Origin of the sequence: Actinomycetospora sp. NBRC 106375, from assembly GCF_030269665.1 — a bacterium.
Taxonomy (GTDB): Bacteria; Actinomycetota; Actinomycetes; order Mycobacteriales; family Pseudonocardiaceae; genus Actinomycetospora.
Genome location: NZ_BSTS01000018.1, coordinates 50312 through 74536, shown reverse-complemented (window position 1 = coordinate 74536; position 24225 = coordinate 50312). Strand labels below are relative to the sequence as shown.

Genomic DNA, 24225 nt, shown 5'->3' with positions numbered 1-24225 from the left:
TTCCGTGTTCCAGACATCCCCCAGGGAGAAGTGTGTCCATGACCAGCCCCATCAGCCCCGCCAGCAGCGCCGGCCCCACCGGCCCCGCGGCCTCCGCGAACGCCACCCCGTCCGCCACCGGTGCGGCGATGGCCCGCCCGGCGGGCTCGGACCTCGAGACCAGCCAGGGCAAGACCTCCATCGCCGACGCCGTCGTCGCCAAGGTCGCCGGGCTCGCCGCCCGCGAGATCCCCGGCGTGTACGGGTTCGGCGGCGGTGCCGCGCGCGCGTTCGGCGCGATCACCGAGCGGCTGCCCGGTGCCCGGACCTCGTCCACCCAGGGGGTATCGGTCGAGGTCGGCGACCGTCAGGCCGCCGTGGACCTGACCATCGTCGTCGAGTACGGCGTCGCGGTCGCCGAGCTGGCCCGCGCCACCCGGCGCAACGTGATCGGCGCGATCGAGCAGATGACCGGGCTCCAGGTCGTCGAGGTCAACATCAACGTCGTCGACCTGCACCTGCCCGGTGACGACTCCGACGACCAGCAGCAGGACCAGGCCCCGGCCCGGCCGACCAACCGGGTCCAGTGACCGGAACGCACCGAGCGGGGCCGGCATCGACCGGCCCCGGCCCGATGCCGGCCGGCCCGGGGGGACGCCCCGGAAGGGACCCGACCGCGGACGGCCCGCCTCGGTTCGATCCGACCGGCCCGGCCGCAGCGCCGGTCGCCCGTGACCTCGACGCGCTGGCCGAGCCCGTCGCCGCGGCGGTGCTGGCCTGTCCCGGCGTCGCCGGGCTCTCGGGCGGCCCGTACGGCACGGTGGGCACGTACCTGCCGGGGCGGCGGGTCACCGGGGTGCAGATCACCGACCACGAGATCACCGTCCGCATCGTGGCGCGCCTGGCTCCCCTGCGTCGTATCGAGGCCGAGGTCCGCGCCGCGGTGGCCCCCTTGCTGCCGGGCCTGCCGGTCCATCTCGGCGTCGACGACATCGACGCCGGGGACGCTCATGGGCCCACGATCGGGAACGCCGACGCGCCGACATCACTCGGCCCCCACGGCGGGGTCCGCCTTCCCTTCTAGCGCTGACACCCGGGTTCGCGACGCCCTGCCCCGCCGCGGTGGGCGGGCCGCCACCCGTCACCTCTCCTACGTCATCGAGGAATTCCCATGCTCGTGTCCAACACCGTCCTGGGCCTGCTCGTCGGCCTCACCCTCGGCATCGTCGGCGCCTTCGGCGGCCTCGCCGCGTTCCTGCTCGTGCTGGTCCTCGGAGCCGCCGGGTTCCTGGCCGGCCGCCTGCTCGACGGGCAGCTCGACCTCGGCGGCCTCGCCGGTCGCAGCCGCTCCACGAGCGCCCGGCCCTGAGCCCGCCATGAGCACCCACGACGCCGCAACCGGGCCGGAGCCCGGAGCCCCGCCGCGCGCCGACCGGACCCTGACCGGTCAGAAGCGATTGGTCACCACCACCGTCAACACCCCGTCGCCGACGTCAGGCCGGCACGCCGCTCCCGACGATGTGACATCCGACAGCGCCGCGTCCGGCGACGCCGGCGGGCGTGGCACCTTGTCGATCGAGGACGTCGTGGTGGAGAAGGTCGCCACGGCCGCCGCCGCGGAGGTCGAGCACGTCGGCGGGGCGGTCCGCCGCGTGCTCGGGGTGGCGACCGGTCGCGAGGACGGCGACGGCCGGCCCCGGGTCTCGGCGAGGGTGTCCGGGGAGGTGGCTGCGCTCGAGATCCGGCTCGCGGTCGCCTATCCGGCCTCGGTACGCGCGACGACCGAGGCGGTGCGGGCGCACGTCCGCGACCGGGTGCACGCGCTGACAGAGCTCACCGTGACCCGCGTCGACATCACCGTCGCCGCGCTCACGGCGACGACGCCGGCGAGCAGCAAGCGGGTGGTCGCATGATCCGCCGTCCCCGCCGCAGCATCCCGGCCACGATCGTGGCGCTGCTCCTGCTCGCGATGTGCGTGCTCGTGGTGCTCTGTTGCGTGCAGGCCCTGCTCGGGCAGACGCCGCTCATCAGCTTCACGCAACTGCTCGCCGTGGGTTCCGGGCAGTCCTGGGACAGCGCGGTCGTCGTCACCCTCGCCGTCGCGACCGCGGTGCTGGGGCTGGTGCTGCTGGTCGCGGCGATCCGCCCCGGCAACCCCACCGTCATGCCGCTGGTCCCTCTGAGCTACGACGGGGCCACCGGCTCGGATGCCGGGGTCCGGCGTCACAGTCTCGTCCGAGACCTCACTACCACCGCCGAGGCCGTCCCGGGGGTCACGAAGGCGACAGTGGACGCCGGCCGCCGCCGCATCGTCGCCACGGTGGCGGTCGCCGCGGCCGACCCGGCCGCCGTGCCCGACACGGTCCGCGGACGCCTCGAGTACCGCCTGGTCGAGATCGGCCCGGCCCCGCGCCCGAAGGTCCGGATCCGAGCCCGCCGGGACGACGCCGGCTGAGACCGGCGCACTCACCACCCCCGCCTCCCACCAGACAGGACCGCGTCATGGCCAGTCCCAACCGGCCCGCCCGGCTCAACCACACCCTGCTGCTGCTCGTCGCGATCGTGCTCCTCGCCGCGGCAGCGTTCGCGCTCCTCCTCGGCTCGGGGGTCCTCGCGGGCCTCGGCATGAACAGTCCGGGCGAGGCCTCACCGCTGACTCCCGCCACGCTCTCGCCGCCGACCTGGGTCGCCTACCTCGCGATCGTCGTCGCGATCGTCGTCGGGATGCTCTGTCTGCGGTGGCTGATCGCCCAGACCATCCGCAAGCCCGCCACCGGCACGTGGCGGCTGGAGAGCGACCCCGCCGGTGGGGTCACCCGCCTCGACGCCCAGGCCGCCGTCGACCCGTTCGTCGATGAGGTCGAGACCTACCCCGGCGTGCACCGGGCCACGGCACGCCTGTCCGGAACCAGCGCCCGTCCGTTCCTGCACCTGGACATCGGCACCGAGGACGCCGCCGACATCACCGCGCTGCGCCGGCGCATCGACACCGACGCCGTCCCCCGGCTGCGCCGGGCGCTCGACCTGCCGGCCTTGCCCGCGGACCTGCTCGTGCGCCTCGACGCCGCCCGTTCCGCCCGACTCGAGTGAGAACGACGATCAGGAGCGCCGGACCGAGCCGACCGTCAGAGGGCCCCGGCGGCTGCTTGGGCAACGGCCTGGTCCTGCTCGCCGGTGCCGCCGCTGACACCGACCGCACCGACAACGACTTCGCCGCTCACCAGGGGCATCCCGCCCGCGAAGATCATGACGCGGCCGTCGTTGGAGTCCTGGATGCCGTAGAACTGGCCCCCGGGCTGGGCGTTCTCACCGAGAGCCTGGGTGGACACGTCGAACGCACGGGCGCTGAAGGCCTTGTTGATGGCCACGTCGACGCTGCCGATCCACGCCCCGTCCTGACGGACGTGGGCGACGAGGACACCGCCCACGTCGACGACGGCGATGTTCACCGGCTGGCCCTGGGCCTCGGCCTTCTTCTCACCGGCGGCGATGACGCGGCGAGCGTCCTCGAGATCCACGGTCTTGATGTCACGCATGACGGTTCCTTCCTTGAGGACCTTGACGTGCCGCGCGCCCTACGTTCGGCGGGGCGGCGGCAGCGATGGCCGACGGCCCGGATCCGCTCGCGCACCACGGCCGGGGCGCGACGAATGGAGCGGCCACCAGCGGGACGGTCATGCGCATCCTCGGACGTCGTCGTGGTCGGTGCCCGTCGTCGGGTCACCGCGCCCACCGGGTCCGGGGTGGTGGTCACGTTCGGCGGACCGGGCGGGAACGTCCCGGCACGGCCACGCTGCGGAGCACGCTACAGGCGTCCCGTGCGCGCCGACACCGAACCCGGTGGACAGGGGCCACGGCAGCGCTGATGGCCCTGGTGCTCGTCTGTGCTGGTCAGTGGACGTACTCGCCAGCGTCGATCGTCAACGGTGATCATCAACGGTGATCGTCCGAGACAGGCTGTGGTGTGACGTAAGCGGTACCCAGAGCGGGACCGATGGCGTCGGGCATGAGCCCACCTACCCGACGATCGCTCCTTGTCTGTCGCGGCCGTCGGTCAGTCATGGGAGCGCGCGGAGCGGCGCCATTCGGTTGGGGTGACCCCGGAGGTCTGCCGGAAGGCGCGACCGCAGTGGGATGGGTCGACGAATCCCCAGCGGCGTCCGATGGCGGCGATGGCCTGGTCGGCGTCGCGCGGGTCTCGCAACTCCCGCCGGCAGGCCTCGAGCCGTTGCTCTTGGATCATCGCCCGCAGGCTGATACCGGCGTCGGCGGTGCCCTGGCCGGGGGATGCGCCGGCCAGTCGCCCGGTGCGTTCGTCGAGGACGGTGTCGACGAACAGGTCGGCGCCGCGTGGTCGCACGACGCGGCGGCGGCGCCGCTGGAGATTCGGGCCCCGGTCATTGCGCGAGCGTCGGGGTGCGTCGTGACCACTGCGGTCGATCGACTTCGTTGACGATGAAGCGGGCGAGGTCGGTGCGGGTGATGGTTCTGCCGCGGCGCGGGGTGGCGTCGTCGCGGACGCGGTAGGTGTCGGTGGGGTCACGGTCGACGAGCAGGACGGGGCGGACGAGGGTCCAGTCGAGGCCGCTGGTTCGGACGGTGTCCTCCATGAGGCGCATGTCGCTGTAGATGTCGCGTAGCAGCGGCCGGACCAGCAGGCGGTACCAGAGGGCGAGTTCGGGGTCGTCGTCACGGACCCCGGCGCTGGTGATGGCGATGAGTCGGCCGACGTCACGCCGAGCTACGCGAACTGCCCCGAGGGCTGCACCCGCCGAGGCGCTGACCAACACGGTCAAGCACGCCGCGGGGCGGCGCGGGCGACGGTGCAGGTGCGCGGTCGGGGCGCGCGGCTCGAGATCGAGGTCGCCGACGACGGCGTCGGGGGAGCCGCTCCGGCACGGCCCGAGATCGCCCCTCCTGGAGGCCGACTGATACCTCTCCGCGCGTGCCCCCCCCCGCATGAGCAGATTCACTCGATTCGAGCTCGCTGATGGTGGAGGTGACCACCACGGAACCGGTGCCAGGGGGTCTCGTGCTCGCCCTGTGCGGCGAAGTAGTCCTCGAGGAGCTCGCGGCCGTCGAGTCCCCGCTTCCACGAGCGCGGGGGTCGCTTGCCGGCCAAGAAACACTACGCTACGGTTTCGTAGTTTTTCCGTCGAAGGGGTGACCGTGGAGCTTTCGTCCGTGCGAGTGGTGACCGACGACGTCGCCACGCTCGCCGCGTTCTACGCCCGGGTCACCGGGGTGGCGCCGGTGGGCTCGTCCGACTACACCGAGCTGGCTCGACGGGAGCCACGCTGGCGTTGTGCAGCCGCGAGGCCTTGGCGGCGGCCAGCCCCGGAGCGGCCGGGCAGGCCGATGCTGCGTCGGCCGGGACCTCGGTCGTCCTGGAGTTCGAGGTCGACGACCTCGACGCTGTGCGCGACCACCTCCGCGGCGGCGGTGTGCGGGAGTGGGTGCAGGAACCGACCGACCAACCGTGGGGAAACCGCTCGATGCTCCTGCGAGACCCGGACGGCAACCTGGTCAACGTGTTCACCCCGATCCCGGGCGCCGACCGGGGTTGGCCTTCGCAGGCACGGGACGGGCGCTGAGGGCTGAGGGCGGCGGAATGGTGGAGGCGGTGGAGCCGGTGGGGCGCGACAAGCGGGTGGCGCGCTCGCAGGCCGCCGTGCTCGCCGCGACCTACGAGCTCATGCTCGAGGGCGGCCTGGCCGGGGTCAGCGTCGACGAGGTCTCCCGGCGGTGCGGGGTGGCCAAGACGACCATCTATCGGCACTGGCCCTCGCGCAGCGCGCTGCTGCTCGACGCCTGCTCGCAGATGGGCACCGCGGTGCCGGTCCCGGACACCGGCGGCCTGGCCGGCGACCTGCACATCCTGGTCGAGGGTCTGGCCGACCAGCTCCGCGCGCCGGGCTGGCCGGCGATCCTGCCGTCGATCATCGACGCCGCTGAGCGCGATCCCGACCTCGCGCGTGCCCATGCTGAGCTGCACCGCAGCCTGATGGATCCCTTCCTCGACGCCGTCGAGCAGGCCCGTCGGCGCGGTGACATCCGAGGTGATCGGGACCCGACGGCGGTGGTCGCGTCGCTGGTCGGGCCGTTGTTCTATCGCCGCTGGTTCTCGCGTGAGCCGCTCGACGCCGCCTTCGTCGACCAGGTGCTCGACGTCGCGCTCGACGTCGCGGGCGCCGCGGCACGCCAGGGCTCGACGTCCGGGGGCGGCGCTCGGTCCGGACCGGTGCGGTGAGGTAGCGCTGCAGGGTCTGGCCGTATGGCGACGAGCGTCTCGGTCCGGGCCTCCCGCAGCGGCGCGAGGCCGATGATGTGCTCGCTGAGGGCGAGCCCGAGCAGCTGGGAGCAGCACAACGCCGCCCAGAGCTCGGGCTGGTCGACGTCGAGTCGTTCATGCGGCCACACGCACCCGACTCGCGACCGCGGTGGCGGTGCCGCCCCGCTTGACGACGGTGCGTTGCAGCCGGTGCCACGCCGCGAGGGCGGGCAGGCCGACCCGCGCCGCCGAGCCGGCGGGCGGGGTCGAGAGGCGCTGCATCGAGCGCAGCACGCCGAGGGCGTCGCGGACGCGGTCGGGCGCGTCGTCGGACATGGTCCGCTGGAAGCGCTGGGTGCCAGCGGGATCGTCGAGGTGCCGTCGCGGGTGGCCGCGAGCTCGGCGGCGAAGTGGCCCCGCGATACGTCATCGGGCTGAGCGCGGCGCCGGGGCAGCTCGTTACTGCTCGTGCGGACGGTCGTGTACCGCGCCCTCTCTCCCGCTCCGGTCGGAGGCGTCGCCCTGGTGCCGATCCGTCCGAGGTGGGTGTGGGCGAAGGCGTCGGGCAGCTGAGCCCGAAGCCGAGCATACGGTCGAACCCGACGTGGAAGGCCCACGCGCAGGCCGTGACGCCGGCCCATGTGGAGAGGTTCGGGAGCGGGGCCGCCATCGTGATCGCGACGACCGCCAGTTCGAACGAGACAGCATCGTCGCGAGGACGGTCCACCCCTGTCGTGCCACCCCACGTCGAGTACGAGCTCACCGAGCCCGGGAAGACGCTCGAGGAACCGATCAGGACGTTGGAGCGGTGGGACGTGCAGAACCCCGAGGCCTTGCTGGCCGGTGGTGCCCGGCGTCGGGAGCGGACCAGCACCACGCAGACGGCTACGGCCACGGAAATCGGCCGGGGTACGACGTCAGCGGTACCGGGGAGCGGGCCGTTGTCGCGAGGGCGCGGCAGGACCTCGTCATGAGTCGGTCGAGCGTCTCAGCCTTCGTCGACATCTTGACCTGATCGACGGCGACCTCGAGCGCGAGCCGTCCGTGACCGGCTCGTCGGTCTCGACGACCAACGAGGTTGGACCTTCGGAGCATCGACGGCGTTGGACGCGGCGATCTCTGCAATGGGCTACTTCCTCGTCGACGTGCCCGGCTGGCACTCCCGCCCCACCGACGCTCGGTACCCTGAGAGCGAGCTTTCCGAGATCGCCGAGGCTTACTACCGGTCGCCGTGGCGGCGATCCGCCGGCACGACCCGCACCACCTCGTCCTCGGGACTAGGACGAGCGGGCCATGTCCGTGGTCTGATCCCCGGAGCTGCGAGATCAGGCGCCGGGAACCCGGTAGATGCGGCCCGTGGTGGCGAGTCCCTCGAGCGTCCAGTCGCCGCCGACACCCGCCACGATCCAGCACAGGATCGCCCACAGGTCGAGGTCGGCGCGCTCGTCGTCGAGGGGCTCCAGCCCGGGCACGAGTGCATGGATCTCCACGCCCGCCGGGAACGGCCGAGCGGAGCGGCCGAGGAAGACCAGTTCGTAGACCCGACCCTCGACACCGAGCAGGCCCGGCGCGCCAAGCGGGTCCTGGGCGAGTCCGAAGGCGTCCCGCAGGAACGTGGCGAACTCGGGGTAGTGCTGGAGGTCGGGCTCGTTGAGCAGGGGCACCGCGCGGTGGCCGGTGGGCCGTCGTCCCGGCGGCAGCACCGTGACGGTGGCATGGTCGGTGGCATGGTCGGGCGGCCGGGTCGGGTCGCTCAACGCAGGCTCCGCTCCGCGAACTCGGTGAGGATCTCGCCGATCTGATCGCCGGAATCCTCCTGCAGGAAATGCCGTCCGGTCACCAGGTGGGTGCCCTCGGCGTGCGGCCACAGCTCGTGCCAGCGGGCGGCGAACACCTCGGGATCGAACACGTCGTCCTCCCGGCCCCAAATGATCGTGGACGGAAGCCGCATCGCCGCGACCTGGGTCTCCAGCCAGGCGAAACGATCGGTCGTGGTGTCGCTCTCGCGTCCGATCGGGATCGACCGGGGCCACTGCCAGGTCAGAGCACGATCACCGGGGTCGGGAAGAGCCTGCTCGTAGGTGGCCTGGGCGTCACGGGCGAACCGCGCCCGGTCGACCACCGAGAGGTACATACCCCGTCCCGGCATGGCGCCGTGCCGGCCCAGCACGTGGGGCCCCACGAGCGGTGCGTGCATGAAGCGCCAAGGGGTCACGGCCCGGTGGAACGGCGACGCCGGCGCCGCCCAGGCCCACGTCGACATCACCGCGACCGCGGCGATGCGATCCGGACGGGTGACCGCAGCGGCCAGTCCTGTCGGGCCGCCCCAGTCGTGGCAGACCAGCAGCACCCGGCTCAGGTCGAGCGCGTCCAGCAGGGCGACGACGTTGGCCGCGTGGTTGTCCAGGGTGTGGGCGGCGGACTCGTGGGGCTTCTCGGACCGTCCGAAGCCGATCTGGTCGGGCACCACCACGCGATGTCCCGCCCGGAGCAGCGGCGGGATCACGTCGCGCCACAGGTAGCCCCAGGTCGGGTTCCCGTGCAGCAACAGCACCGCTCCCGGCCCGCCCGGCGCGGGCGCCCCCGGCCCGGTCTCGTCGACGTAGTGCATACGGCGTCCGTTGACCCGCAGGAAACGTGGCGGGTAGGGGTAATCGAGGGTTGCGGGTGCTGGCCCTTCGGACACGGGTTCGCTCCAGTGGGTTCGGGGGCGCGCTCAAGCGGCCTGGGTACGGATCTGGGCCAGGACCGTGTCGAGCGCGATGCGCAAGGGTGCAGTGACGCGCCGGGTCTGCGTGAGCAGCAGGCCTCCCTGCAGGGCGGCGAGCAGCGCGAGGGCGAGCGCATCGGTATCGGCGTCGGCCCGCAGGTCGCCGCGTTCGCGCATCCGGGCGAGACCCTCGCGGATGGGCGCCTCCCAGCGTTCGAACCCGGCGACGAGGTCGGCGCGCGCCTCGGGGTCCTCGTCGGCGAGCTCGGCGGCGATGGAGCCGATCGGGCACCCGCCGGTGCAGTGGCGCTCTTCCTGCAGGGCGACGAGCATGTCCCGCCACTGCTCGAGGGCGGCGAAGCTGTCGAGGTGGTCCAGCAGCGGACGCTGGACCTCGAGGATGCCGTCGGTCTGGTGGGCGATGACGGCCCGCATCAGCTCGTCCTTGTCCGCGAAGTAGTGGTACAGCTGCGACGCGCTGACCCCCGCTTCGCGGCGGACGTCGTCGATCCCGGTGCGCGCGACGCCGTGGGCGAACACCAGCTCGGCTGCGGCGGCGACGATCCGCGCCCGGGTCGCGCGGCCCTTGGCCGTCAGCCGTCGGGGCGGAGCCGTCTCCCTCACACCGTGATCGTACGCGCAAGATTGGAGTTGACACTCCATAATCGCGGGAGCAGAGTTTGGAGAGAACGTTCCACTTCTCGAGGAGGCTCCATGCGCACCGACCTGGCCGGCTCCACCGCCCTCGTCACCGGGGCGACCAGCGGCATCGGCCGCGCCACCGCCGTGCGCCTGGCCGCGCTGGGGGCGCACGTCGTGGTATCCGGGCGGGATCAGGAGCGGGGCGACGCGGTGGTCGCCGCGATCCGGCACGACGGAGGTCGCGCCGACTTCGTCGCCACCGACCTGCGCGACGACGCGAGCGTCGTGCACCTGGCCGACCGTGCGACCGAGCTGGGCGGCGGGCACGTCGACGTGCTGGTCAACAGCGCCGGGGTCTTCCCCTTCGGCGCGACCACCGACTTCACGCCGAAGGACCTCGACGAGACCTTCGTCGTCAACGTCAAGGCGCCCTACCTGCTCGTGGCCTCCTTGGCGCCGGCGATGGCCGCCCGCGGCCACGGTGCGATCGTCAACGTCACCACCATGGTCGCGGAGTTCGGCATGTCCGGAGCCGGCCTCTACGGGGCGAGCAAGGCGGCCCTCGTGCTGCTGACCAAGTCCTGGGCTGCCGAGTTCGGACCGTCAGGGGTGCGCGTGAACGCGGTCAGCCCCGGCCCCACCCGCACCGAGGGCACCGTCGGGATGGGGGACGGGTTGGACGCGCTCGCCGCGGGCGGACCGGCCGGACGCCCCGCGCAGCCCGACGAGATCGCGGCGGCGATCACCTTCCTCGCCACCGACGAAGCCAGCTTCGTGCACGGCGCCGTGCTGCCTGCCGACGGCGGCCGTGTCGCCGTCTGAGCCATCCCGCCCAGCCAGGAAGGTTCGACGCAGGACATCGCGAGCCCACAGAGGTGCGGTGGCCGGCGGACGTCTCCAGGCCCGGCCCACGGCCCACGGGCGGCCCTCGGAGAAGCCGTCGCCGCGCCGTGGCACTAGAGCACCTTCCACGGCCTGATCGATCGGCGAACCTGGTGCAGCTGCCAGGGTCAAGGACGTCCTGAGGCTCGCGCTGCGCGACCACGCCCGCACCGCGCTGTGAACCGCCCTGGCGTGTCCGGAGAGCTACGGGCTCTCCGGACACGCCGGGGCGGTTCACGTCTCGTCCTGGGCTGGAGCTGTGCCGGGATGCTCTGTGATCATCAACTGTGCGTGCGGGTTGGACTGGGGTCGGCTGAGGTGACCGACTGGACGCCGCCGTTGGAGACTGAGGAGAGCGTGCCGATGCGGACCGGAGCCCCCGTTGATGGCTTCACTCTGAGCTATGACCGCTTCGGGTCGCAGGGGCAACCAGCTGTCGTCCTGCTGCATGGCTGGCCCGGAGATCGCACTGACATGACGGCGGTGGCCGAGAGGCTGGCCGGTGAGCACGACGTGTTGGTGCCCGACATGCGCGGCTTCGGTGGATCGGACAAGCATTCCGGTGAGCCCAGCGAGTACTACGGTCTGATCGCGCAAGCCCGCAGCGTCGCGGCGTTAATCGAAGAGCTCGGACTGCCAGAGGTCGTGCTCGGGGGTTACGACATCGGCAGCCGCGTCGGACAGCAACTCGCGAGAGACCGACCGGAGCTGCTGAGGGCCATGGTGATCACTCCGCCGGCTCCGGGGGTGGGATCGCGCATTCTGGCCGAGGGCCCGATCCGCGAGTTCTGGTATCAGTCGTTCCACCACCTCGACCTCGCTGAGAGACTTCTCGACGGCAAGCCGGCCGCAATCCGCGACTACCTCGAGTACTTCTGGTCCCACTGGTCCGGGCCCGACTTCGCTGCCGACGCCACCCGCCTGGAGCACCTGACGTCGGTCTATGGACCTGCCGGTGCGTTCATCGCCTCGATCGCCTACTACCGCGCGGCTGGAAGCATCGTCGCTCGCTCGCTGGCCGAGACGACCCCGACCCAGAAGATCACGGTGCCGACCACGTTCCTGTGGCCCGAGCACGATCCGCTGTTCCTTCGTGCCTGGTCGGACCGGGTGGGGGAGTTCTTCGCCCAGGTCAGGGTCCAGCCCGTTGATGGGGTCGGCCACTTCGTCCCCGTCGAAGCTCCGGACACCTTCGCCGCGGCCATCTCGGCAGCCGGCTCTTGAGCGATCGGCGGGCCCGGAATCGTCCGGCTCAAGGCGCAGTTCCGCGTTGAGCCTTGGCGTGGGCGAGTCGGTAGGACTGGGTGCCGGTTTCGATGATCAGTCCAGCGAAGGTGAGTCGGTCGATGATCGCGGCGCAGAGTCTGGGGTCGGTGAAGGTGTTGGTCCAGCCGGAGAAGGCCCGGTTGGAGGCGATGGCGATGGAGTTGGTCTCCTCGCGCTCGGTGAGGACCTGGAAGAGCATCTCGGCGCCGCGGCGGTCGAGTTGCCTGTATCCGAGCTCCTCGATGCGGAGCAGGTCGACCCGCCCGTAGCGCGCGATGGTCGTGGCGAGCTGCTTCTCATGGGCGGCTTCGACGAGGTCGTCGACCAGCTTCGTCGCCAGTGTGTAGCGGACGCGCCAGCCCTGTTGGGCGGCGGCGGTCCCGAGGCCGATGAGTAGGTGGGACTTGGCGGTGCCGGAGTCTCCGATCAGGCAGAGCGGGTGCCCCGCTCGGACCCAGTCGCCGCCGGCGAGGGTGTGGATGGTGGCCGGGTTGATGGTGGGGTTGGCGTCGTAGTCGAAGTCCTCGAGCCACTTCTCTCGCGGGAATCCGGCGGGCGCGGGCGGTGAGGGACACGGGGACGGGCGCTCCGGGGAACCTGGCGGCGGGTCCGCGCCCTCGCGGCCGCGTCGATCCATGGTGCGCGCCCGGTGCCGCCGCCCGCCCGTGGCCTGAACTGAAGCCTCGCTGAAGACCCGGCCGCCATTGAACGGGTGAGGTCCGCGTCTGGCGGCGGATCACGGCGCTCCGCCATCATGCTGCGCACGGTGCCGTCGGGAACGAGCGGAGGTCGACATGCCCCAGCCGGAGATCTTCCTGAGGTCCTACCCGATCCCCGACGGCATGGCGGCGCACGCGGCGGCGGTGGAGGAGGACGGCTGGGACGGACTCCTGTTCACCGACACCCAGAACCTCAGCATGGACGTGTACGGGTCGCTCTACCTCGCGGCGGCGGCCACCTCGCGGCTCAAGCTCGGCACGGCGGTCACCAACCTGACCAGCCGCCATCCCGCGGTGGTCGCCTCGACCATCGCCACCCTGCACCACGTCAGCGGCGGCCGGGCGCACATCGGTATCGGGCGCGGTGACACGGCGCTGGAGCTGATCGGCGTCAAGCCCCCGTCGGCCCACACGTTCGAAGGTCAGCTCAGCACGCTGCAGACCTACCTGCGCGGGGAGACGGTCGACGCCGACGGTTTCGCCAGCCACATCACCTGGCTGCCGCTTCCCGACGAGACGAAGGTGCCGGTCGACGTGTTCGGCTCCGGACCCCACGTGATCGACGCGGGCGCGCGGATCGGCGACCGGGTCACCGCCACCGTCGGCGCCGAGCCCGAGCGCGTCGACTGGGCGATCCGCGCGGCGCGGGACGCGCGTGCCGCCGCGGGAGGCAACCCGGCGACCCTGCGGGTCGGCGCCTTCCTGGTCGTGTGCGTGGGCACCGACGAGGCGGCCCTCGACGCGCTCGCGCGCGGCAACGCCAGCATCTCGGCGCACTTCCAGCGCAACGTCACCGCGTCGTTGTCGCGGGGGGACACGGCCGCCGTCGACAGGGTGTCGGGCGATTACGACCTCTATCACCACGGTCTCGAACACGCGACACAGGCCGCGACGCTCCCCGACGACTTCCTGCGCAGGTTCTGCGTCATCGGCACGCCGGACGACTGCATCGCACGGCTGCACGAGCTGATCGGGCTGGGCCTGTCGCACCTGGTGTTCGTCGGCGCCTCCCGCGACGTCGACCACACCGTGCGGGAGCGATCGGACCATCTGCTCGCGACCGAGGTGCTGCCGGCGCTTCGCGAACCCGGACACGCCGGCGACCGCCTCCCGGACACCGTTCAGGGCCAGCGGTGACCGGCGGGGACCGTCAGTGCGGGGCCACGCGGAAGACCGGCCAGCCGATCTCGGTCCGCCAGGCCGACGGGTCGGTGGTGTCACGGGGGCCGACCAGGTAGGTCTCCCGCACCGGGCCGGCCACGGCGAGCGCGTTGGTCACCACCCAGATGCCCAGTTCGCCGTAGGCGACCTCGATGTCGTCGTGCTCGCCGGCGTGGGTGGTGACGGCGAGCTCGACCGCGGGCAGGGTCACCGGGTGCACCCGGCCGCTGCGCGGCGGCCGCGCCGTCGGCCGGTACAGGAGGGCGTGCCCGCGCCCGTCCTCGAACAGCTCGTTGTCGAAGAGCCCTCCCGGCGCGCCGGTCGGGTCGTCGACCGCCGCGTCCAGCTCGGCCATGGCGCCGGCGTACCAGGCGAGCACCTCGTCGACCGCCACGTCGTCCTCGACCGCGGCCACCGTCGTCGCCGGGACCACGCGCAGCTCGACGTCCAGCGGTGGTGGCTCCGGCGCCAGCAGCCGGCGCAGGGACGCCACCGCGCCGCGGGTGCGCTCGAGCTCGGACTCGAGCCGCCGCAAGTGGTCCGCCACCAGCATGGCGCGGGTCTGCGGGTCGCCGGAGCGCAGGATGCGCTGCACGTCGGACAAGGGGACGTCGAGCTCCCGCAACCGGTGGATCACCTGGGCGGTCGGGATCTGGTCGACGCCGTAGTGGCGGTACCCGGTCGCCTCGTCCACGGTCGCGGGCTCGAGCAGGCCCGCATCGTGGTAGCGGCGCAGCGTCCGCACGCTCAGGTGGCTCAGCCGGGAGAACTCACCGATCGTCAGCACGGCGCCACGATGCACCCTCCCCCAGGGGGAGGGTCCAGCGCTTGACCCTCCCGGTCCGGGAGATCGCACGGTGGGTCCATGACCACCTCGCACACCATCCAGCCCGACCAGCTCCCGGCCACGATCCGCGGCTACCTCGCCGCGCACGACGCCGGCGACACGGACACCGCGCTGCGCGCCTTCACGCCCACCGCCGTGGTCGTCGACGACGGCGAGACCTACCGCGGGACCGAGGAGATCCGCGGCTTCCTGATCGAGGCCGGAGCCGAGTTCACCGTCACCAGCACCCTCGTCAGCGCGCAGCGCGCCGACGACACGCACTGGGTCGCCACCAAGCACCTCGAGGGCGACTTCCCCGGCGGCGTCGTCGACCTCCTCTACCGCTTCGCGATGGACGGCGACTCCATCGCGGAGCTCGTCATCGCACCGTGACAGCCCCGAACCCGCGGACGACGACGAAGGAGCAGAGATCGGGAACATGGATCGCGAGAGCCTCGACGGACGTCGAGCCCTGGTCACCGGGGGATCGAAGGGAGCGGGTCGAGCCGTGGCCGAACGGCTCCGTGAGCTCGGCGCCGACGTGTCCGTGACGGCCCGGACGATGCCCGACGGGTACGAGCTCCCGGACGTCGACGTCCCGGTGCTCGTGATCCACGGCACCGAGGACGTCAACCTGCCGATCGGGGCCACCGCCGACCGGCTCAAGGACTTCCTGGGCGATCTCGAGCTCGTCCGCGTCGACGGCGTCCCGCACAACGTGCCACGGTGACGTCTGGTGGACGTTCGTGCTGGTCAGTAGTGGTGCCCAAGGCTGGCGATCATCATCTGTGGTGCGCTGTGACAGCCCGGAGCGTGGCCTAAGCGGTCCGCAATCCGTGCCGCTGAGAAGATCACCAGTCCTGACCGCTGAGGCAGGGGTGGCTGGGTTCGGTCGTAGCGCATCTACTGGTCGACGGGTCGTCCTGTGTTGTCGGATCGCGCCGGACTCGCAGATGTACTCACCAGTACATCAGATGGACGTCGCGATCGTCGTGGCGTACCTGGGTCAGGCGCGCTCAGGCGGCATCTTCGTCCTGAGGTCGCTGACCGGGTAGATGTCCTAGAGGGTACATTTTTCTGGTTGCCGTGAGCGCCTCGGCCACTAGGCTGCGGTGATGCCTCTCGGCGACATCGACTTCTACTTCGACCCGGTCTGCCCGTTCTGCTGGATGACGAGCAAATGGGTGCGTCAGGTCCGAGCCCAGCGGGCCCACGCGGTGAACTGGCGCTTCATCTCGCTGCGGCTGCTCAACGCTCATGTCGACTACGACGCTCAGTTCCCGCCGGACTACGAGGCCGGTCACACCGCGGGCCTGCGGCTGCTGCGGGTCGCCGCGCGCACCCGCGCCGAGCACGGCAGTGACGCCCTCGACGACCTCTACGCGGCCATGGGCGACCACGTCTTCGAGCGTCCGCTCCCGACGGACGGCTCCGGGGACGGCGGCCGGCGGGGGACCCGGGCGTTCGTCGCGCCGATCCTCGAGCAGGCCGGGTTGCCGGCCGAGTTGGCCGACGCGCTCGACGAGGCCACCTGGGACAGCATCATCCAGGCCGAGACCGACGAGGCGCTGGCCCTGACCGGCAAGGACGTCGGGACGCCGATCCTGCAATTCGAGCCCCCCGACGGCGTCGCCTTCTTCGGGCCGGTGATCAGCCGGATGCCCACCGACACGCAGGCCGGCGAGCTGTGGGACCACGTGATCGGACTGGCGCGCTTCGCAGGGTTCTCCGAGCTCAAGCGCAGCCTGCGTGAGCGGCCGCAGCTGCCCTCGTTCGGGGTGACCGAGGACCAGGTCGGGCTGTCCGAGGACTGGCACGGCGGCAGCCGGCGCCAGCATCACTGAGGGCGGGCGTGAGTACCGTGCTCGTGCTCTCGGGCGGCGGCAGCCTCGGAGCGGTGCAGGTCGGGATGCTCGCGGGACTGGCCGAGGCCGGCGTCGCGTTCGACGTGGTCATCGGGACCAGCGTGGGAGCGATCAACGCGGCGTGGATCGCCGGGGATCCGGGGCTCGCGGGCGTCGAACGGCTGGCCGGCGTCTGGCGCGGGCTGCGCCGGGCGGACATCTTCCCGTCCAGCCCGTGGTGGGGTCTGCTCGCTGCGTCGGGTCGGCGCAGCGGCCTGGTGTCCCAGCACAGGTTGCGCTCGCTGCTCGACGAGCACGTGCGGTTCGAGCGGATCGAGGACGCCACGACACCGCTGCACGTGGTGGCCGTCGACGCTCAGAGCGGGCAGAGCACCCTGCTCTCGACCGGCTCGGCGGTGGACGCCGTCCTGGCCAGTGCGGCCATTCCCGGCGTCTTCGCTCCGGTGGCGATCGGGGACCGGTGGTTCATCGACGGTGGGGTGGTCGACAACTGCTCGATCAGTCATGCGGTCGGCCTGGGCGCCGACACGGTCTGGGTGTTGCCCGCCGGCTACCCGTGCGCGGTGCCGGCGCTGCCGACGACCGCGACCGGGATGGCTCTGCACGGGTTGACCCTGCTCGTCCACCAACGACTGGCCCCAGACCTCGAGCGCTATCGCGACCAGGTAGACCTGCGGGTCGTGCCGTCGCTGTGTCCCCTGTCGGTCTCCCCGGCTGATTTCTCCCGAGCCGACGAGCTCATCGACAGCGCCCGCACCTCGACCCGGACCTGGCTCGCACGGGGATGCCCGCCCGAGGTCGCGACCGCGATGCTCCCGCACCCCCACGCGGGCGGCTCGATCACTCGGCAACCCGTTGCGGACTCCTGACCCGTCTCACGGCCACGGAGTCGCAGTCGGTTTCTGGACTCAATCCGCCTCGTCCTAAGGGGTACCGAACGGTACAGAAACCGCTCGCTCTGTCGGCCTCCGAGTCTCCGCGCGATGCGATCAGGCGAGGGCGAACGCGTCGGGATCCGCGGCGGCCCAATCGGCGGCCCAGGCCGCGGGCGGCTCGCACAGGAGCTCTCCGGGGGCCAGCCAGTCGTAGATCTCGGCGTAGGTTCGCATGACGCCGGGCTCGGTACGCCGACGCAGCATCGCGGGGTGCAGCTGCTCGGGGTGTCGCACCCCCATCGCCGCGATGATCTCCATCGCCGAGGCGACGGTGCCGGCCTGGAGCTGCCGGACGCGCGTGGCCTTGTCGGGTACGTGCAGGGCGCGCGCCCGGCGCGGGTCCTGGGTGGCCACGCCGGTGGGGCAGGTGTTGGTGTGACAGCGTTGGGCCTGGATGCAGCCCACGGCGAACATCATCGCTCGCGCCGCGTTCGTGTAGTCGGCGCCTTGGACCAGACGCTTGACCACGTCGGCCCCGGTGGCGACCTTGCCAGAGGCCCCGACGCGGACCTGCTCCCGCAGCCCAGCTCCGACCAGGGCGTTGTTCACGGTGATCAGGCCTTCCGTGAGCGGGGTCCCGACATGGTCGAGGAACTCCAGCGGCGCCGCCCCGGTCCCGCCCTCGGATCCGTCGACGACGACGAAGTCCGGGCCTACGCCCTCGGCCCGCCACGCCTTGACGATCGCGAGCACGTCGCGCCGGGATCCCACGCACAGCTTGATCCCGACCGGCTTGCCGCCGGCGAGATCGCGCATGCGGGCCAGGAACGTCACCAGCTCCCGCGGGGTGGAGAACACGCGATGGAAGGGTGGGGACACCACGGTCTGCCGGGCGGGCACACCTCGGGCGGCGGCGATCTCGGCGGTGACCTTGACGCCGGGGAGGACGCCACCGAGTCCCGGCTTGGCGCCCTGGGACAGCTTGAGCTCCACGGCGCGCACCGTGGGGTGGGCCGCCTGGTCGGCGAAGGCGGCGGGGTCGAACCCGCCGTCGGCGCTCCGGGCGCCGAAGTAGCCGGTACCGAGCTCCCAGATCAGGTCGGCGCCGTGACGCAGGTGGTACTCGGAGAGGCCGCCCTCCCCGGTGTCCATCGCGAACCCGCCGGCCGCGGCACCTCTCGCCATCGCCAGCACCGCGTTGGCCGACAGCGAGCCGAAGCTCATGGCGGAGATGTTCAGCAACGCCATGTCGTAGGGGACCGTGCACTCCGGCCCACCGACGCGCACCCGCGGCGGTGTCGGCGGAACCCGGGCCGGGGTCATCGAGTGGACGAACGACTCGGCGCCGGTCGCGTAGACGTCGCGTCCGCTGCCGAACGGCTCGTGGCCCCTGTTCCCCTTGGACCGTTCGTACACCGTGGTGCGGGTGTCCCGGTCGAAGGGCCGCCCGTCGTAGTCGAGCTCGACGAAGTACTGCTGCAGCTCCGGTCGGATCGCCTCGGCGAGGAATCGCAGGTGTCCCAGTACGGGGTAGTTGCGCAGCACCGAGTGGCGGCGCTGGGACAGGTCAGCCACGGCGAGAGCGGCGATTGCGGCGAACGGCACCGCGACGAGCCACCACCATGGGCCGGCGAGCAGGGCGCCCAGCACCGCCGCGGCGGCGAGTGTCACGAGGGTCAGTGCCGCCACGTACCGAAGGGTCGTGGCGCGAGCGATCCACCGTCGGACGCCCTGTCGGAACGCGAGGGCACTCACGCCGCGACCGCCCGGCTGACGGTGCGGCCGACCGTACGCGCCTCGAGCCCGAGGGGCTGGTCGTTCGGTGTCATCGAGACCCCTCACCCTGGTTTGTACTTGACAGTACATAATTCTCCCAGCGACGCTAGTCGGGCGAGGTCGTACTCGACTCGAGCCAGGTGGTGGCGGTGCTGCAGAACGGTGAGGTGCTCCCGGAGCTCGAGGTCCCGGCGGTGGGTGGTGGAAGGCTCCTGCTTCCCGCGGCGCTGGCCGGGTCGTGGGGGGTGGTACTCCTCTACCGCGGGTCGTGGTGTCCGTACTGCAACGCCCAGCTGGGCCGGTTCGCCCGGGCCTCCAAGACCTTCGCCGAGCTCGACATCAAGGTCGCGGCTCTGTCGGTCGACGATGAGGAGACCAGCGCGGCCCTGGCCGAGAAGCGCCGTCTCGAGTTCCCTGTCGGGCACAGCGCCGACGCCGCGAAGGTGTCCGCGCTGGTAGGCGCCTACACCAACGACGACCCGCCCTACCTGCAGCCGACCGGGTTCGTGCTGACACCGGAGGGCGCCGTGGTGACCGCGGTCTACTCCAGCGGCGCCATTGGCCGGCTGGTCGCCGACGACGTGGCCGGCCTGGTGCGCCACATCCAGGCGCAGTCGTGAAGCTCGAGGCCGCCCGGGTGCTGCTGACCCGTGCGGACAGGTGACGATGAGCCTGCTCGGCAGGGACGTCGCCGACGGGATGCGCCGACTACCGGCCCATCCGGAGGTTCGGCGCGCATTCGAACGATGGCGCGAGGCCGAGCATCGCGCGCTCGGCGCTGACCGCGCCGAGGTCGCCGACGAAGCCCTGCTCGCCGTCGGCCCGTCGTGTCGATGACGCCGGAGCGCGCGTCCGGGATGCACCCGGAGCGCGCGACCGGTCGCCGTGCGGTCGGGCGGGTGCTCCTGGCCGTTGGACTGGCCGCCGTGGTCCTGGTCGGCTGCGGCGCCCCGTCATCTCCGCCCACCCCCGTCCCACCGTCGTCGACGCTGCCCGCGGCGGCCCCGCCCGCGGGCGGCCGGCTGCTCGGTGGGCCGCCCCTCGACCCGGTCCCCGCTGCGGCCGCGGGTACGGCGACCTGGTCGCCGTGGCCTGCGGCGCTGCACGACGCACGGCACAGCTCGGCAAGCAGCGGCGACGGCCCGACGACGGGCACCGTGCGGTGGCGGCGACGCCTCGGCGGTGCGGCCACCGGTGGGCCGGTGGTGGGTCGCGACGGCACCGTCTACACGGCCTCCAACCTCGGAGTGCTCCACGCCCTCGACCCCTCCACCGGGGCCGACCGCTGGACCTACGCCTCGGGCCGGCGGGGTGGCAGCGATCTGTCGACCTCGGCGCTGGTGATGCCCAACGGCACAGTGGTCTGGGGCCCGCCTGGGCGGTCCGAGCTGGTCGGGCTGTCCTCGGCCGGGTCGCTGCTCTGGACCCGACCGTTGCCCGGTCGCCCGACCTCACCGGCGAGCGTGGACGGGCACCGCCTCTACGTGGGCGACACTGGGGGGCACGTCACCGCGCTCGACGTGGACAGGGGACCTCGCGTGGCGTGGACGGTCGCGGTGGGCACGACGTCGTACGGGTCGGTGGTCACTGACGGATCCGGGCGCATCTACACCACCGCCGACTCGGCGCTGATCGCGCTCGACGACCGCGGGGCGACGGCGGGGGTCGCATGGCGCGTGGAACCCCGCGACGACATCACCGAGGTCTCGGCCGGCCTCGCCCCGGACGGCACCGCGCTGCTCGGAACCAACGGATCCCGCGAATGGGCCTATCGACGCGACGGCAGCCCACGCTGGAACACAGCCCGAGTGATCACCTATTCGTCTCCTGCGGTGACGGCGGACGGCCTGGCCTACGTGGCCGACCACTCCGGACGCGTGCGCGTCCTCGACATCGCCGACGGTGCGGAGGTGGCCGGCTACCAGCTCTCCTCGCCCGAGCAGATCTGGAGCTCGGTGGCCGTGGACCGGGCGCACCGGCTGTACTTCGCGACCCAGGACGGCCACGTGCTCGGTGCCGGCCCGGACGGGCGGGTGCTGTTCGACGTCGCCGTCGGCGACCCGGTCGACTCCTATCCGGCGTTGACCGCCGACGGCGTCCTGATCGTGGGCGACCGCGGCGGCGACGTCGTGGCCATCGGGTGATCGGCCGGACCCTCCGTAGACCCCAACCCAGAGCGAGACGGAGTCCCCATGAAGAGTTACGACCTGATCTGTATCGGGGCTGGCAGCGGCAACATGCTCTTCGGGCCGGAGCTCGACGGCTGGCGCAGCGCCATCGTCGAGTCGAGCCGGTTCGGGGGCACCTGCCTCAATCGGGGATGCATCCCGTCGAAGATGTTCGTCGTCGCGGCCGACGCAGCCCGCTCCGTTGCGGACTCCCGCCGTCTGGGGGTGCACGCCACGCTGAACCGGGTGGACTGGCCCGCCATCCGCGAGCGGGTGTTCGGACGGATCGACCCGCTGCACGACCAGGCGGTCGAGTACCGCCGGGCGAACGGGATCGACGTCTACACCGAGCCGGCCCGCTTCCTGTCACCGAAGGTGCTCGAGGTTGCCGGCGAGAAGATCGGCGCCGAGCGCATCGTCGTCGCCGCGGGGTCGCGGCCGGTGGTCCCACCGATCCCCGGGCTCGACTCGGTTCCGTTCCACACCTCGGACACGATCATGCGGGTGGACGAGGTGCCGTCCTCGATGATCGTCGTGGGGGGCGGCTTCATCGCGGCTGAGATGGGCCACGTCTTCGGGGCCTTCGGCGCTCGGATCACGCTGGTGGAGCGCGGCCCCCGCCTGCTCGCGGCCGAGGACGAGCAGATCTCGTCCCGTTTCACCGAGCTCGCCCGGCGCCACCTCGACGTGCGCCTCCACACCGCGGTCGCGGCGGTCGCCCCCAGCGCCACCGGCGTCGCGGTCACCCTCGAGCGCGACGGGCAGGTCGAGGTCGTGGAAGCGGCCGCGCTGCTGGTGGCCACCGGACGGCGGCCCAACACCGACCTGCTCGATGTGGTCGCCGGCGGCCTCGAGATCGACGAGCACGGACACGTCGTCACCGACGACGCCTATCGCACAGCGGTTCCGGGCGTGTGGGCGTTCGGCGACGACGCGAACCACTTCCAGCTCAAGCACATGGCCAACGCCGAGGCGCGGATCGTGGCCCACAACGTCGCCCATCCCGACCGGCCCCGGGAGTTGCGCCACGACGTCGTGCCTCATGCCGTGTTCGCCGACCCGCAGATCGCCGGGGCCGGATTCACCGAGGCTCAGGCCCGCCGGAACGGGTTCGAGCCTGTCGTCGTCGTGCGTGACTACGGGGGCGCCGCCTATGGGTGGGCCCTCGAGGACACCACCAGTTTCGTCAAGCTCGTCCTCGATCCGGAGCGTCGCACGCTGCTCGGGGCCCACATCATGGGCCCGTCGGCCGCGATCCTCCTGCAGCCCCTGGTGCAGGGGATGATGCTCGGCCAGACCGTGGACGAGCTCGCCCACCAGGTCCTCTACATCCACCCTGCCCTCACCGAAGTCGTCGAGCAGGCCCTCCTCGAGGCCTGAGAATGTACCGGTTGGTACATGTCAGTCAGTGATCGGTGGTGTCGGGAACGTTCTCGCCGTCGGACCGAGATGCGCGAGGTCGCGAGGCACTCGGCGTCGTGCGCGCACGAATGTGGGCCAACGCCATGTCCAAGGCGATGGCGAGGCTGTCGGCGTCGCGCTTGGCCTGCGCCAGCAGGAGCCCGCCCTGAAGGGCAGCCATGAGTCCTCTGGCGAGGGCGGCAGGGTCGGCGTCGTCGTCGAGCTCGCCCTTCTCCTGCATGCGTCCGAGCCCGTCGGCGAACAGCGATTCCCACGCGTCGAACCCGGTCGACAGTGCGGTGCGAGCGGGTTCGGAGTAATCGGCGAGCTCGCTGGACAGGGAGCCGAGCGGGCAGCCGTGAGCCCCACGTCGGCTGCGATTGCCGGCCACCACCGCGTCCCGCCAGCGCTCGAGTCCTCGCATCGAGTCGAGGCGCCTCAGCAAGGGGTCCTGGTTCGCGATGACCCGTTCGATCTGGGTGTGGACGACCTCGCCGACGAGTTCGGACTTGTCGGCGAAGTAGTGGTACATCTGGGATTTGCCGGTGCCACTGGCTTCGATGACGTCGTCGAGACTCGTGCGCTCCACACCCTGCACGTACATGAGATCGCTGGCCGTCGACACGATCCGCTCTCGGGTCAGGGCGCCCTTGGCGGTCAGGCGGCGCTTCGACGTCGTCGACTGAGCGCTGGCCACGACCTGCTCCCTCGCTGCGTCACGGAGACCCTGTTCGCCGTGAATTTACACGCTCAACGCGTTGCGGATGAACTCATCAGTCCAGTACCGCGGTGAGTGGGGCCACGCCGCAACCGGAGCGGTCGCGCTCCACCGGTGTCGTCTCGGACGTCAGCTCGTGGCCGAGTGGGCCTGGATGCGGCTCAGGGCGGCATCGAGGGACAGCGCGAGGTCGTCCGCGTCGCGCGTGACCCGAGCAACGATGAGGCCGCCCTGCAGGGCGGCCATGAGGCCGACCGCGAGCGCGTCGACGTCGGCGTCGACGTCGAGGAGGCCCCGCCCTCGCATGCGTCGCAGGCAGGCGCCGAACTCGGATTCCCACACCTCGAATGCGGCGGCCAGGGCTCGTCGGCTCGGTTCGGAGTGCTCGGCGAGCTCCATGGCCAGTGATCCCAACGGACAGCCGTGGGCGCCGTGACGGCGCCTGGTGTCCGCGACCACGCGGTCACGCCACGTCCGCAGGTCGTCCAACGAGCTCAGCCGCCCGATGTCTGAGATCTGCTCGTCGATGACTCGTCGGATCTGGGTGGCGACCACCTGGGCGACGAGAGCGTTCTTGTCCTCGAAGTGACGATCAAGTAGTCCGCGGGTGGTGCCGCTCGCCGTGACGACATCGTCGAGGGTCGTCGGCCCGACGCCCTGGCGGTACATCAGGTCGGCCGACGTGTCGATGATCTTCCTGCGCACGGACCGGTCCTCGCCCGCTGTAGGGCGGCCGTGCTGCAGGGCCTGTTCATCCGGCAATGGGAGCTCCCTCCACGATGTCTTCGCTGTGTCCGGACCAGTCAGCGGCGCGTGCGAGGGCGCGGTGTGCGTTCTCCCGCATCGATGGACGGTCAGTAATACGGACTTGCCCAGCCATCGTGCCCGCGCGCTGTGCGTGGGCGGCGGCCGACCAGCGCATCGTCACCGCGGGATCCTTGATCGGTAAGACCTCGGCGTCGCCGC

Annotated in this window: 32 protein-coding genes and 1 pseudogene; 20 read left to right on the top strand and 13 right to left on the bottom strand. The window is 71.8% G+C overall.

What is annotated here, in order from left to right; genetic code table 11:
* The first annotated feature begins 38 nt into the window (after window positions 1–38).
* From QSK03_RS25495 to QSK03_RS25470, 6 genes are all read left to right on the top strand, one after another.
* Window positions 39–569, top strand: a complete 531-nt coding sequence (locus QSK03_RS25495) for an Asp23/Gls24 family envelope stress response protein (RefSeq protein WP_502872218.1) — start codon at window positions 39–41, stop codon at window positions 567–569.
* Window positions 570–613: 44 nt separating this feature from the next.
* On the top strand, window positions 614–1063 hold the full coding sequence (locus QSK03_RS25490) for a hypothetical protein (protein WP_285657972.1): 450 nt from the start codon (window positions 614–616) through the stop codon (window positions 1061–1063).
* A gap of 87 nt (window positions 1064–1150) precedes the next feature.
* Window positions 1151–1348 (top strand): hypothetical protein, encoded by a 198-nt coding sequence (locus tag QSK03_RS25485; protein ID WP_502872217.1) that lies wholly within the window; start codon window positions 1151–1153, stop codon window positions 1346–1348.
* A 7-nt stretch (window positions 1349–1355) separates the two neighbouring features.
* Complete coding sequence (locus QSK03_RS25480; protein ID WP_285657970.1) at window positions 1356–1892, top strand: Asp23/Gls24 family envelope stress response protein; 537 nt, start codon at window positions 1356–1358, stop codon at window positions 1890–1892.
* Window positions 1889–2434 (top strand): DUF6286 domain-containing protein, encoded by a 546-nt coding sequence (locus QSK03_RS25475; protein WP_285657968.1) that lies wholly within the window; start codon window positions 1889–1891, stop codon window positions 2432–2434. The genes QSK03_RS25480 and QSK03_RS25475 overlap by 4 nt, the downstream gene beginning before the upstream one ends.
* 47 nt (window positions 2435–2481) lie before the next feature.
* Window positions 2482–3069, top strand: a complete 588-nt coding sequence (locus tag QSK03_RS25470; RefSeq protein ID WP_285657967.1) for an Asp23/Gls24 family envelope stress response protein — start codon at window positions 2482–2484, stop codon at window positions 3067–3069.
* Window positions 3070–3104: 35 nt separating this feature from the next.
* On the opposite strand, the gene QSK03_RS25465 is transcribed toward QSK03_RS25470, so the two are convergent.
* From QSK03_RS25465 to QSK03_RS25455, 3 genes are all read right to left on the bottom strand, one after another.
* Window positions 3105–3515 carry a GlcG/HbpS family heme-binding protein gene (locus QSK03_RS25465; protein WP_285657965.1) on the bottom strand — a complete coding sequence of 137 codons (411 nt, stop codon included), beginning with the start codon at window positions 3513–3515 and terminating at the stop codon, window positions 3105–3107.
* 518 nt (window positions 3516–4033) lie between these two features.
* Window positions 4034–4339: a helix-turn-helix domain-containing protein gene (locus QSK03_RS25460; RefSeq protein ID WP_285657963.1), complete on the bottom strand. Its 306-nt coding sequence runs from the start codon at window positions 4337–4339 to the stop codon at window positions 4034–4036.
* 37 nt (window positions 4340–4376) lie between these two features.
* The gene (locus tag QSK03_RS25455) at window positions 4377–4769 is read right to left on the bottom strand and encodes an NAD(P)-dependent oxidoreductase (protein ID WP_285657962.1); all 393 of its coding nucleotides are present in this window, start codon (window positions 4767–4769) and stop codon (window positions 4377–4379) included.
* Window positions 4770–5300: 531 nt separating this feature from the next.
* On the opposite strand from QSK03_RS25455, the gene QSK03_RS25450 reads away from it, so the two are divergent.
* Together QSK03_RS25450 and QSK03_RS25445 are read left to right on the top strand one after the other, a co-directional pair.
* Window positions 5301–5573: a VOC family protein gene (locus QSK03_RS25450; RefSeq protein ID WP_285657961.1), complete on the top strand. Its 273-nt coding sequence runs from the start codon at window positions 5301–5303 to the stop codon at window positions 5571–5573.
* Between the two features lie 29 nt (window positions 5574–5602).
* The gene (locus QSK03_RS25445) at window positions 5603–6229 is read left to right on the top strand and encodes a TetR/AcrR family transcriptional regulator (protein WP_285657960.1); all 627 of its coding nucleotides are present in this window, start codon (window positions 5603–5605) and stop codon (window positions 6227–6229) included.
* 38 nt (window positions 6230–6267) lie between these two features.
* Here QSK03_RS25445 and QSK03_RS33225 read toward each other — a convergent pair.
* Both QSK03_RS33225 and QSK03_RS25440 read right to left on the bottom strand, forming a co-directional pair.
* Window positions 6268–6399, bottom strand: a pseudogene (locus QSK03_RS33225) (TetR/AcrR family transcriptional regulator); the annotation flags it as partial.
* On the bottom strand, window positions 6386–6586 hold the full coding sequence (locus QSK03_RS25440) for a hypothetical protein (RefSeq protein ID WP_285657959.1): 201 nt from the start codon (window positions 6584–6586) through the stop codon (window positions 6386–6388). The gene QSK03_RS25440 and the pseudogene QSK03_RS33225, both read right to left, overlap by 14 nt.
* Window positions 6587–6660: 74 nt before the next feature.
* Here QSK03_RS25440 and QSK03_RS33220 point away from each other — a divergent pair, with 74 nt between their 5' ends.
* Window positions 6661–7224: a winged helix-turn-helix transcriptional regulator gene (locus QSK03_RS33220; protein WP_352232042.1), complete on the top strand. Its 564-nt coding sequence runs from the start codon at window positions 6661–6663 to the stop codon at window positions 7222–7224.
* A 351-nt stretch (window positions 7225–7575) separates the two neighbouring features.
* Here the strand turns inward: QSK03_RS33220 and QSK03_RS25435 are convergent, their stop codons facing one another.
* From QSK03_RS25435 to QSK03_RS25425, 3 genes are all read right to left on the bottom strand, one after another.
* Window positions 7576–8007 carry a hypothetical protein gene (locus tag QSK03_RS25435; protein WP_285657957.1) on the bottom strand — a complete coding sequence of 144 codons (432 nt, stop codon included), beginning with the start codon at window positions 8005–8007 and terminating at the stop codon, window positions 7576–7578.
* Window positions 8004–8861 carry an alpha/beta fold hydrolase gene (locus QSK03_RS25430; RefSeq protein ID WP_285657956.1) on the bottom strand — a complete coding sequence of 286 codons (858 nt, stop codon included), beginning with the start codon at window positions 8859–8861 and terminating at the stop codon, window positions 8004–8006. Before QSK03_RS25430 ends, QSK03_RS25435 begins: the two co-directional genes overlap by 4 nt.
* Window positions 8862–8966: 105 nt before the next feature.
* The gene (locus QSK03_RS25425) at window positions 8967–9584 is read right to left on the bottom strand and encodes a TetR/AcrR family transcriptional regulator (RefSeq protein WP_285657955.1); all 618 of its coding nucleotides are present in this window, start codon (window positions 9582–9584) and stop codon (window positions 8967–8969) included.
* A gap of 90 nt (window positions 9585–9674) precedes the next feature.
* On the opposite strand from QSK03_RS25425, the gene QSK03_RS25420 reads away from it, so the two are divergent.
* Together QSK03_RS25420 and QSK03_RS25415 are read left to right on the top strand one after the other, a co-directional pair.
* Window positions 9675–10424 (top strand): SDR family NAD(P)-dependent oxidoreductase, encoded by a 750-nt coding sequence (locus QSK03_RS25420; protein WP_285657954.1) that lies wholly within the window; start codon window positions 9675–9677, stop codon window positions 10422–10424.
* 378 nt (window positions 10425–10802) lie between these two features.
* On the top strand, window positions 10803–11708 hold the full coding sequence (locus QSK03_RS25415; RefSeq protein ID WP_285657952.1) for an alpha/beta fold hydrolase: 906 nt from the start codon (window positions 10803–10805) through the stop codon (window positions 11706–11708).
* A 28-nt stretch (window positions 11709–11736) separates the two neighbouring features.
* On the opposite strand, the gene QSK03_RS25410 is transcribed toward QSK03_RS25415, so the two are convergent.
* On the bottom strand, window positions 11737–12387 hold the full coding sequence (locus QSK03_RS25410) for an ATP-binding protein (protein ID WP_285657950.1): 651 nt from the start codon (window positions 12385–12387) through the stop codon (window positions 11737–11739).
* A 157-nt stretch (window positions 12388–12544) separates the two neighbouring features.
* Here QSK03_RS25410 and QSK03_RS25405 point away from each other — a divergent pair, with 157 nt between their 5' ends.
* Entirely contained in the window at window positions 12545–13606 is a 1062-nt protein-coding gene (locus QSK03_RS25405; protein WP_285657948.1) for an LLM class flavin-dependent oxidoreductase, read from the top strand.
* Window positions 13607–13619: 13 nt separating this feature from the next.
* Here QSK03_RS25405 and QSK03_RS25400 read toward each other — a convergent pair whose 3' ends face one another.
* On the bottom strand, window positions 13620–14417 hold the full coding sequence (locus tag QSK03_RS25400; RefSeq protein WP_285657947.1) for a MerR family transcriptional regulator: 798 nt from the start codon (window positions 14415–14417) through the stop codon (window positions 13620–13622).
* Window positions 14418–14495: 78 nt separating this feature from the next.
* Here QSK03_RS25400 and QSK03_RS25395 point away from each other — a divergent pair, with 78 nt between their 5' ends.
* The 4 genes from QSK03_RS25395 (at window position 14496) to QSK03_RS25380 (ending at window position 17190) form a co-directional block, all read left to right on the top strand.
* Window positions 14496–14849, top strand: coding sequence for a nuclear transport factor 2 family protein (locus QSK03_RS25395; RefSeq protein WP_285657946.1), 354 nt, complete (start codon window positions 14496–14498; stop codon window positions 14847–14849).
* A gap of 115 nt (window positions 14850–14964) precedes the next feature.
* Window positions 14965–15186, top strand: a complete 222-nt coding sequence (locus QSK03_RS25390; protein WP_285657944.1) for an alpha/beta fold hydrolase — start codon at window positions 14965–14967, stop codon at window positions 15184–15186.
* A gap of 385 nt (window positions 15187–15571) precedes the next feature.
* A complete protein-coding gene (locus tag QSK03_RS25385; RefSeq protein WP_285657942.1) occupies window positions 15572–16300 on the top strand; it encodes a DsbA family protein in 729 nt (242 codons plus the stop codon).
* A gap of 8 nt (window positions 16301–16308) precedes the next feature.
* Window positions 16309–17190 carry a patatin-like phospholipase family protein gene (locus QSK03_RS25380; RefSeq protein WP_285657941.1) on the top strand — a complete coding sequence of 294 codons (882 nt, stop codon included), beginning with the start codon at window positions 16309–16311 and terminating at the stop codon, window positions 17188–17190.
* A gap of 120 nt (window positions 17191–17310) precedes the next feature.
* Here the strand turns inward: QSK03_RS25380 and QSK03_RS25375 are convergent, their stop codons facing one another.
* A complete protein-coding gene (locus QSK03_RS25375; RefSeq protein ID WP_285657939.1) occupies window positions 17311–18885 on the bottom strand; it encodes an FMN-binding glutamate synthase family protein in 1575 nt (524 codons plus the stop codon).
* Window positions 18886–19121: 236 nt separating this feature from the next.
* Here QSK03_RS25375 and QSK03_RS25370 point away from each other — a divergent pair, with 236 nt between their 5' ends.
* The 4 genes from QSK03_RS25370 to QSK03_RS25355 are packed head-to-tail and all read left to right on the top strand — an operon-like array spanning window position 19122 to window position 22520.
* Window positions 19122–19592 carry a peroxiredoxin family protein gene (locus QSK03_RS25370; RefSeq protein ID WP_285657938.1) on the top strand — a complete coding sequence of 157 codons (471 nt, stop codon included), beginning with the start codon at window positions 19122–19124 and terminating at the stop codon, window positions 19590–19592.
* 46 nt (window positions 19593–19638) lie between these two features.
* A complete protein-coding gene (locus QSK03_RS25365; RefSeq protein WP_285657937.1) occupies window positions 19639–19809 on the top strand; it encodes a hypothetical protein in 171 nt (56 codons plus the stop codon).
* Window positions 19806–21116 carry an outer membrane protein assembly factor BamB family protein gene (locus tag QSK03_RS25360; protein WP_285657936.1) on the top strand — a complete coding sequence of 437 codons (1311 nt, stop codon included), beginning with the start codon at window positions 19806–19808 and terminating at the stop codon, window positions 21114–21116. The genes QSK03_RS25365 and QSK03_RS25360 overlap by 4 nt, the downstream gene beginning before the upstream one ends.
* 48 nt (window positions 21117–21164) lie before the next feature.
* Complete coding sequence (locus QSK03_RS25355; protein ID WP_285657934.1) at window positions 21165–22520, top strand: mycothione reductase; 1356 nt, start codon at window positions 21165–21167, stop codon at window positions 22518–22520.
* Window positions 22521–22545: 25 nt separating this feature from the next.
* Here QSK03_RS25355 and QSK03_RS25350 read toward each other — a convergent pair whose 3' ends face one another.
* Together QSK03_RS25350 and QSK03_RS25345 are read right to left on the bottom strand one after the other, a co-directional pair.
* The gene (locus QSK03_RS25350; protein ID WP_285657933.1) at window positions 22546–23238 is read right to left on the bottom strand and encodes a TetR/AcrR family transcriptional regulator; all 693 of its coding nucleotides are present in this window, start codon (window positions 23236–23238) and stop codon (window positions 22546–22548) included.
* 150 nt (window positions 23239–23388) lie between these two features.
* Window positions 23389–23964, bottom strand: a complete 576-nt coding sequence (locus QSK03_RS25345; RefSeq protein WP_285657931.1) for a TetR/AcrR family transcriptional regulator — start codon at window positions 23962–23964, stop codon at window positions 23389–23391.
* Window positions 23965–24225: the final 261 nt, after the last annotated feature.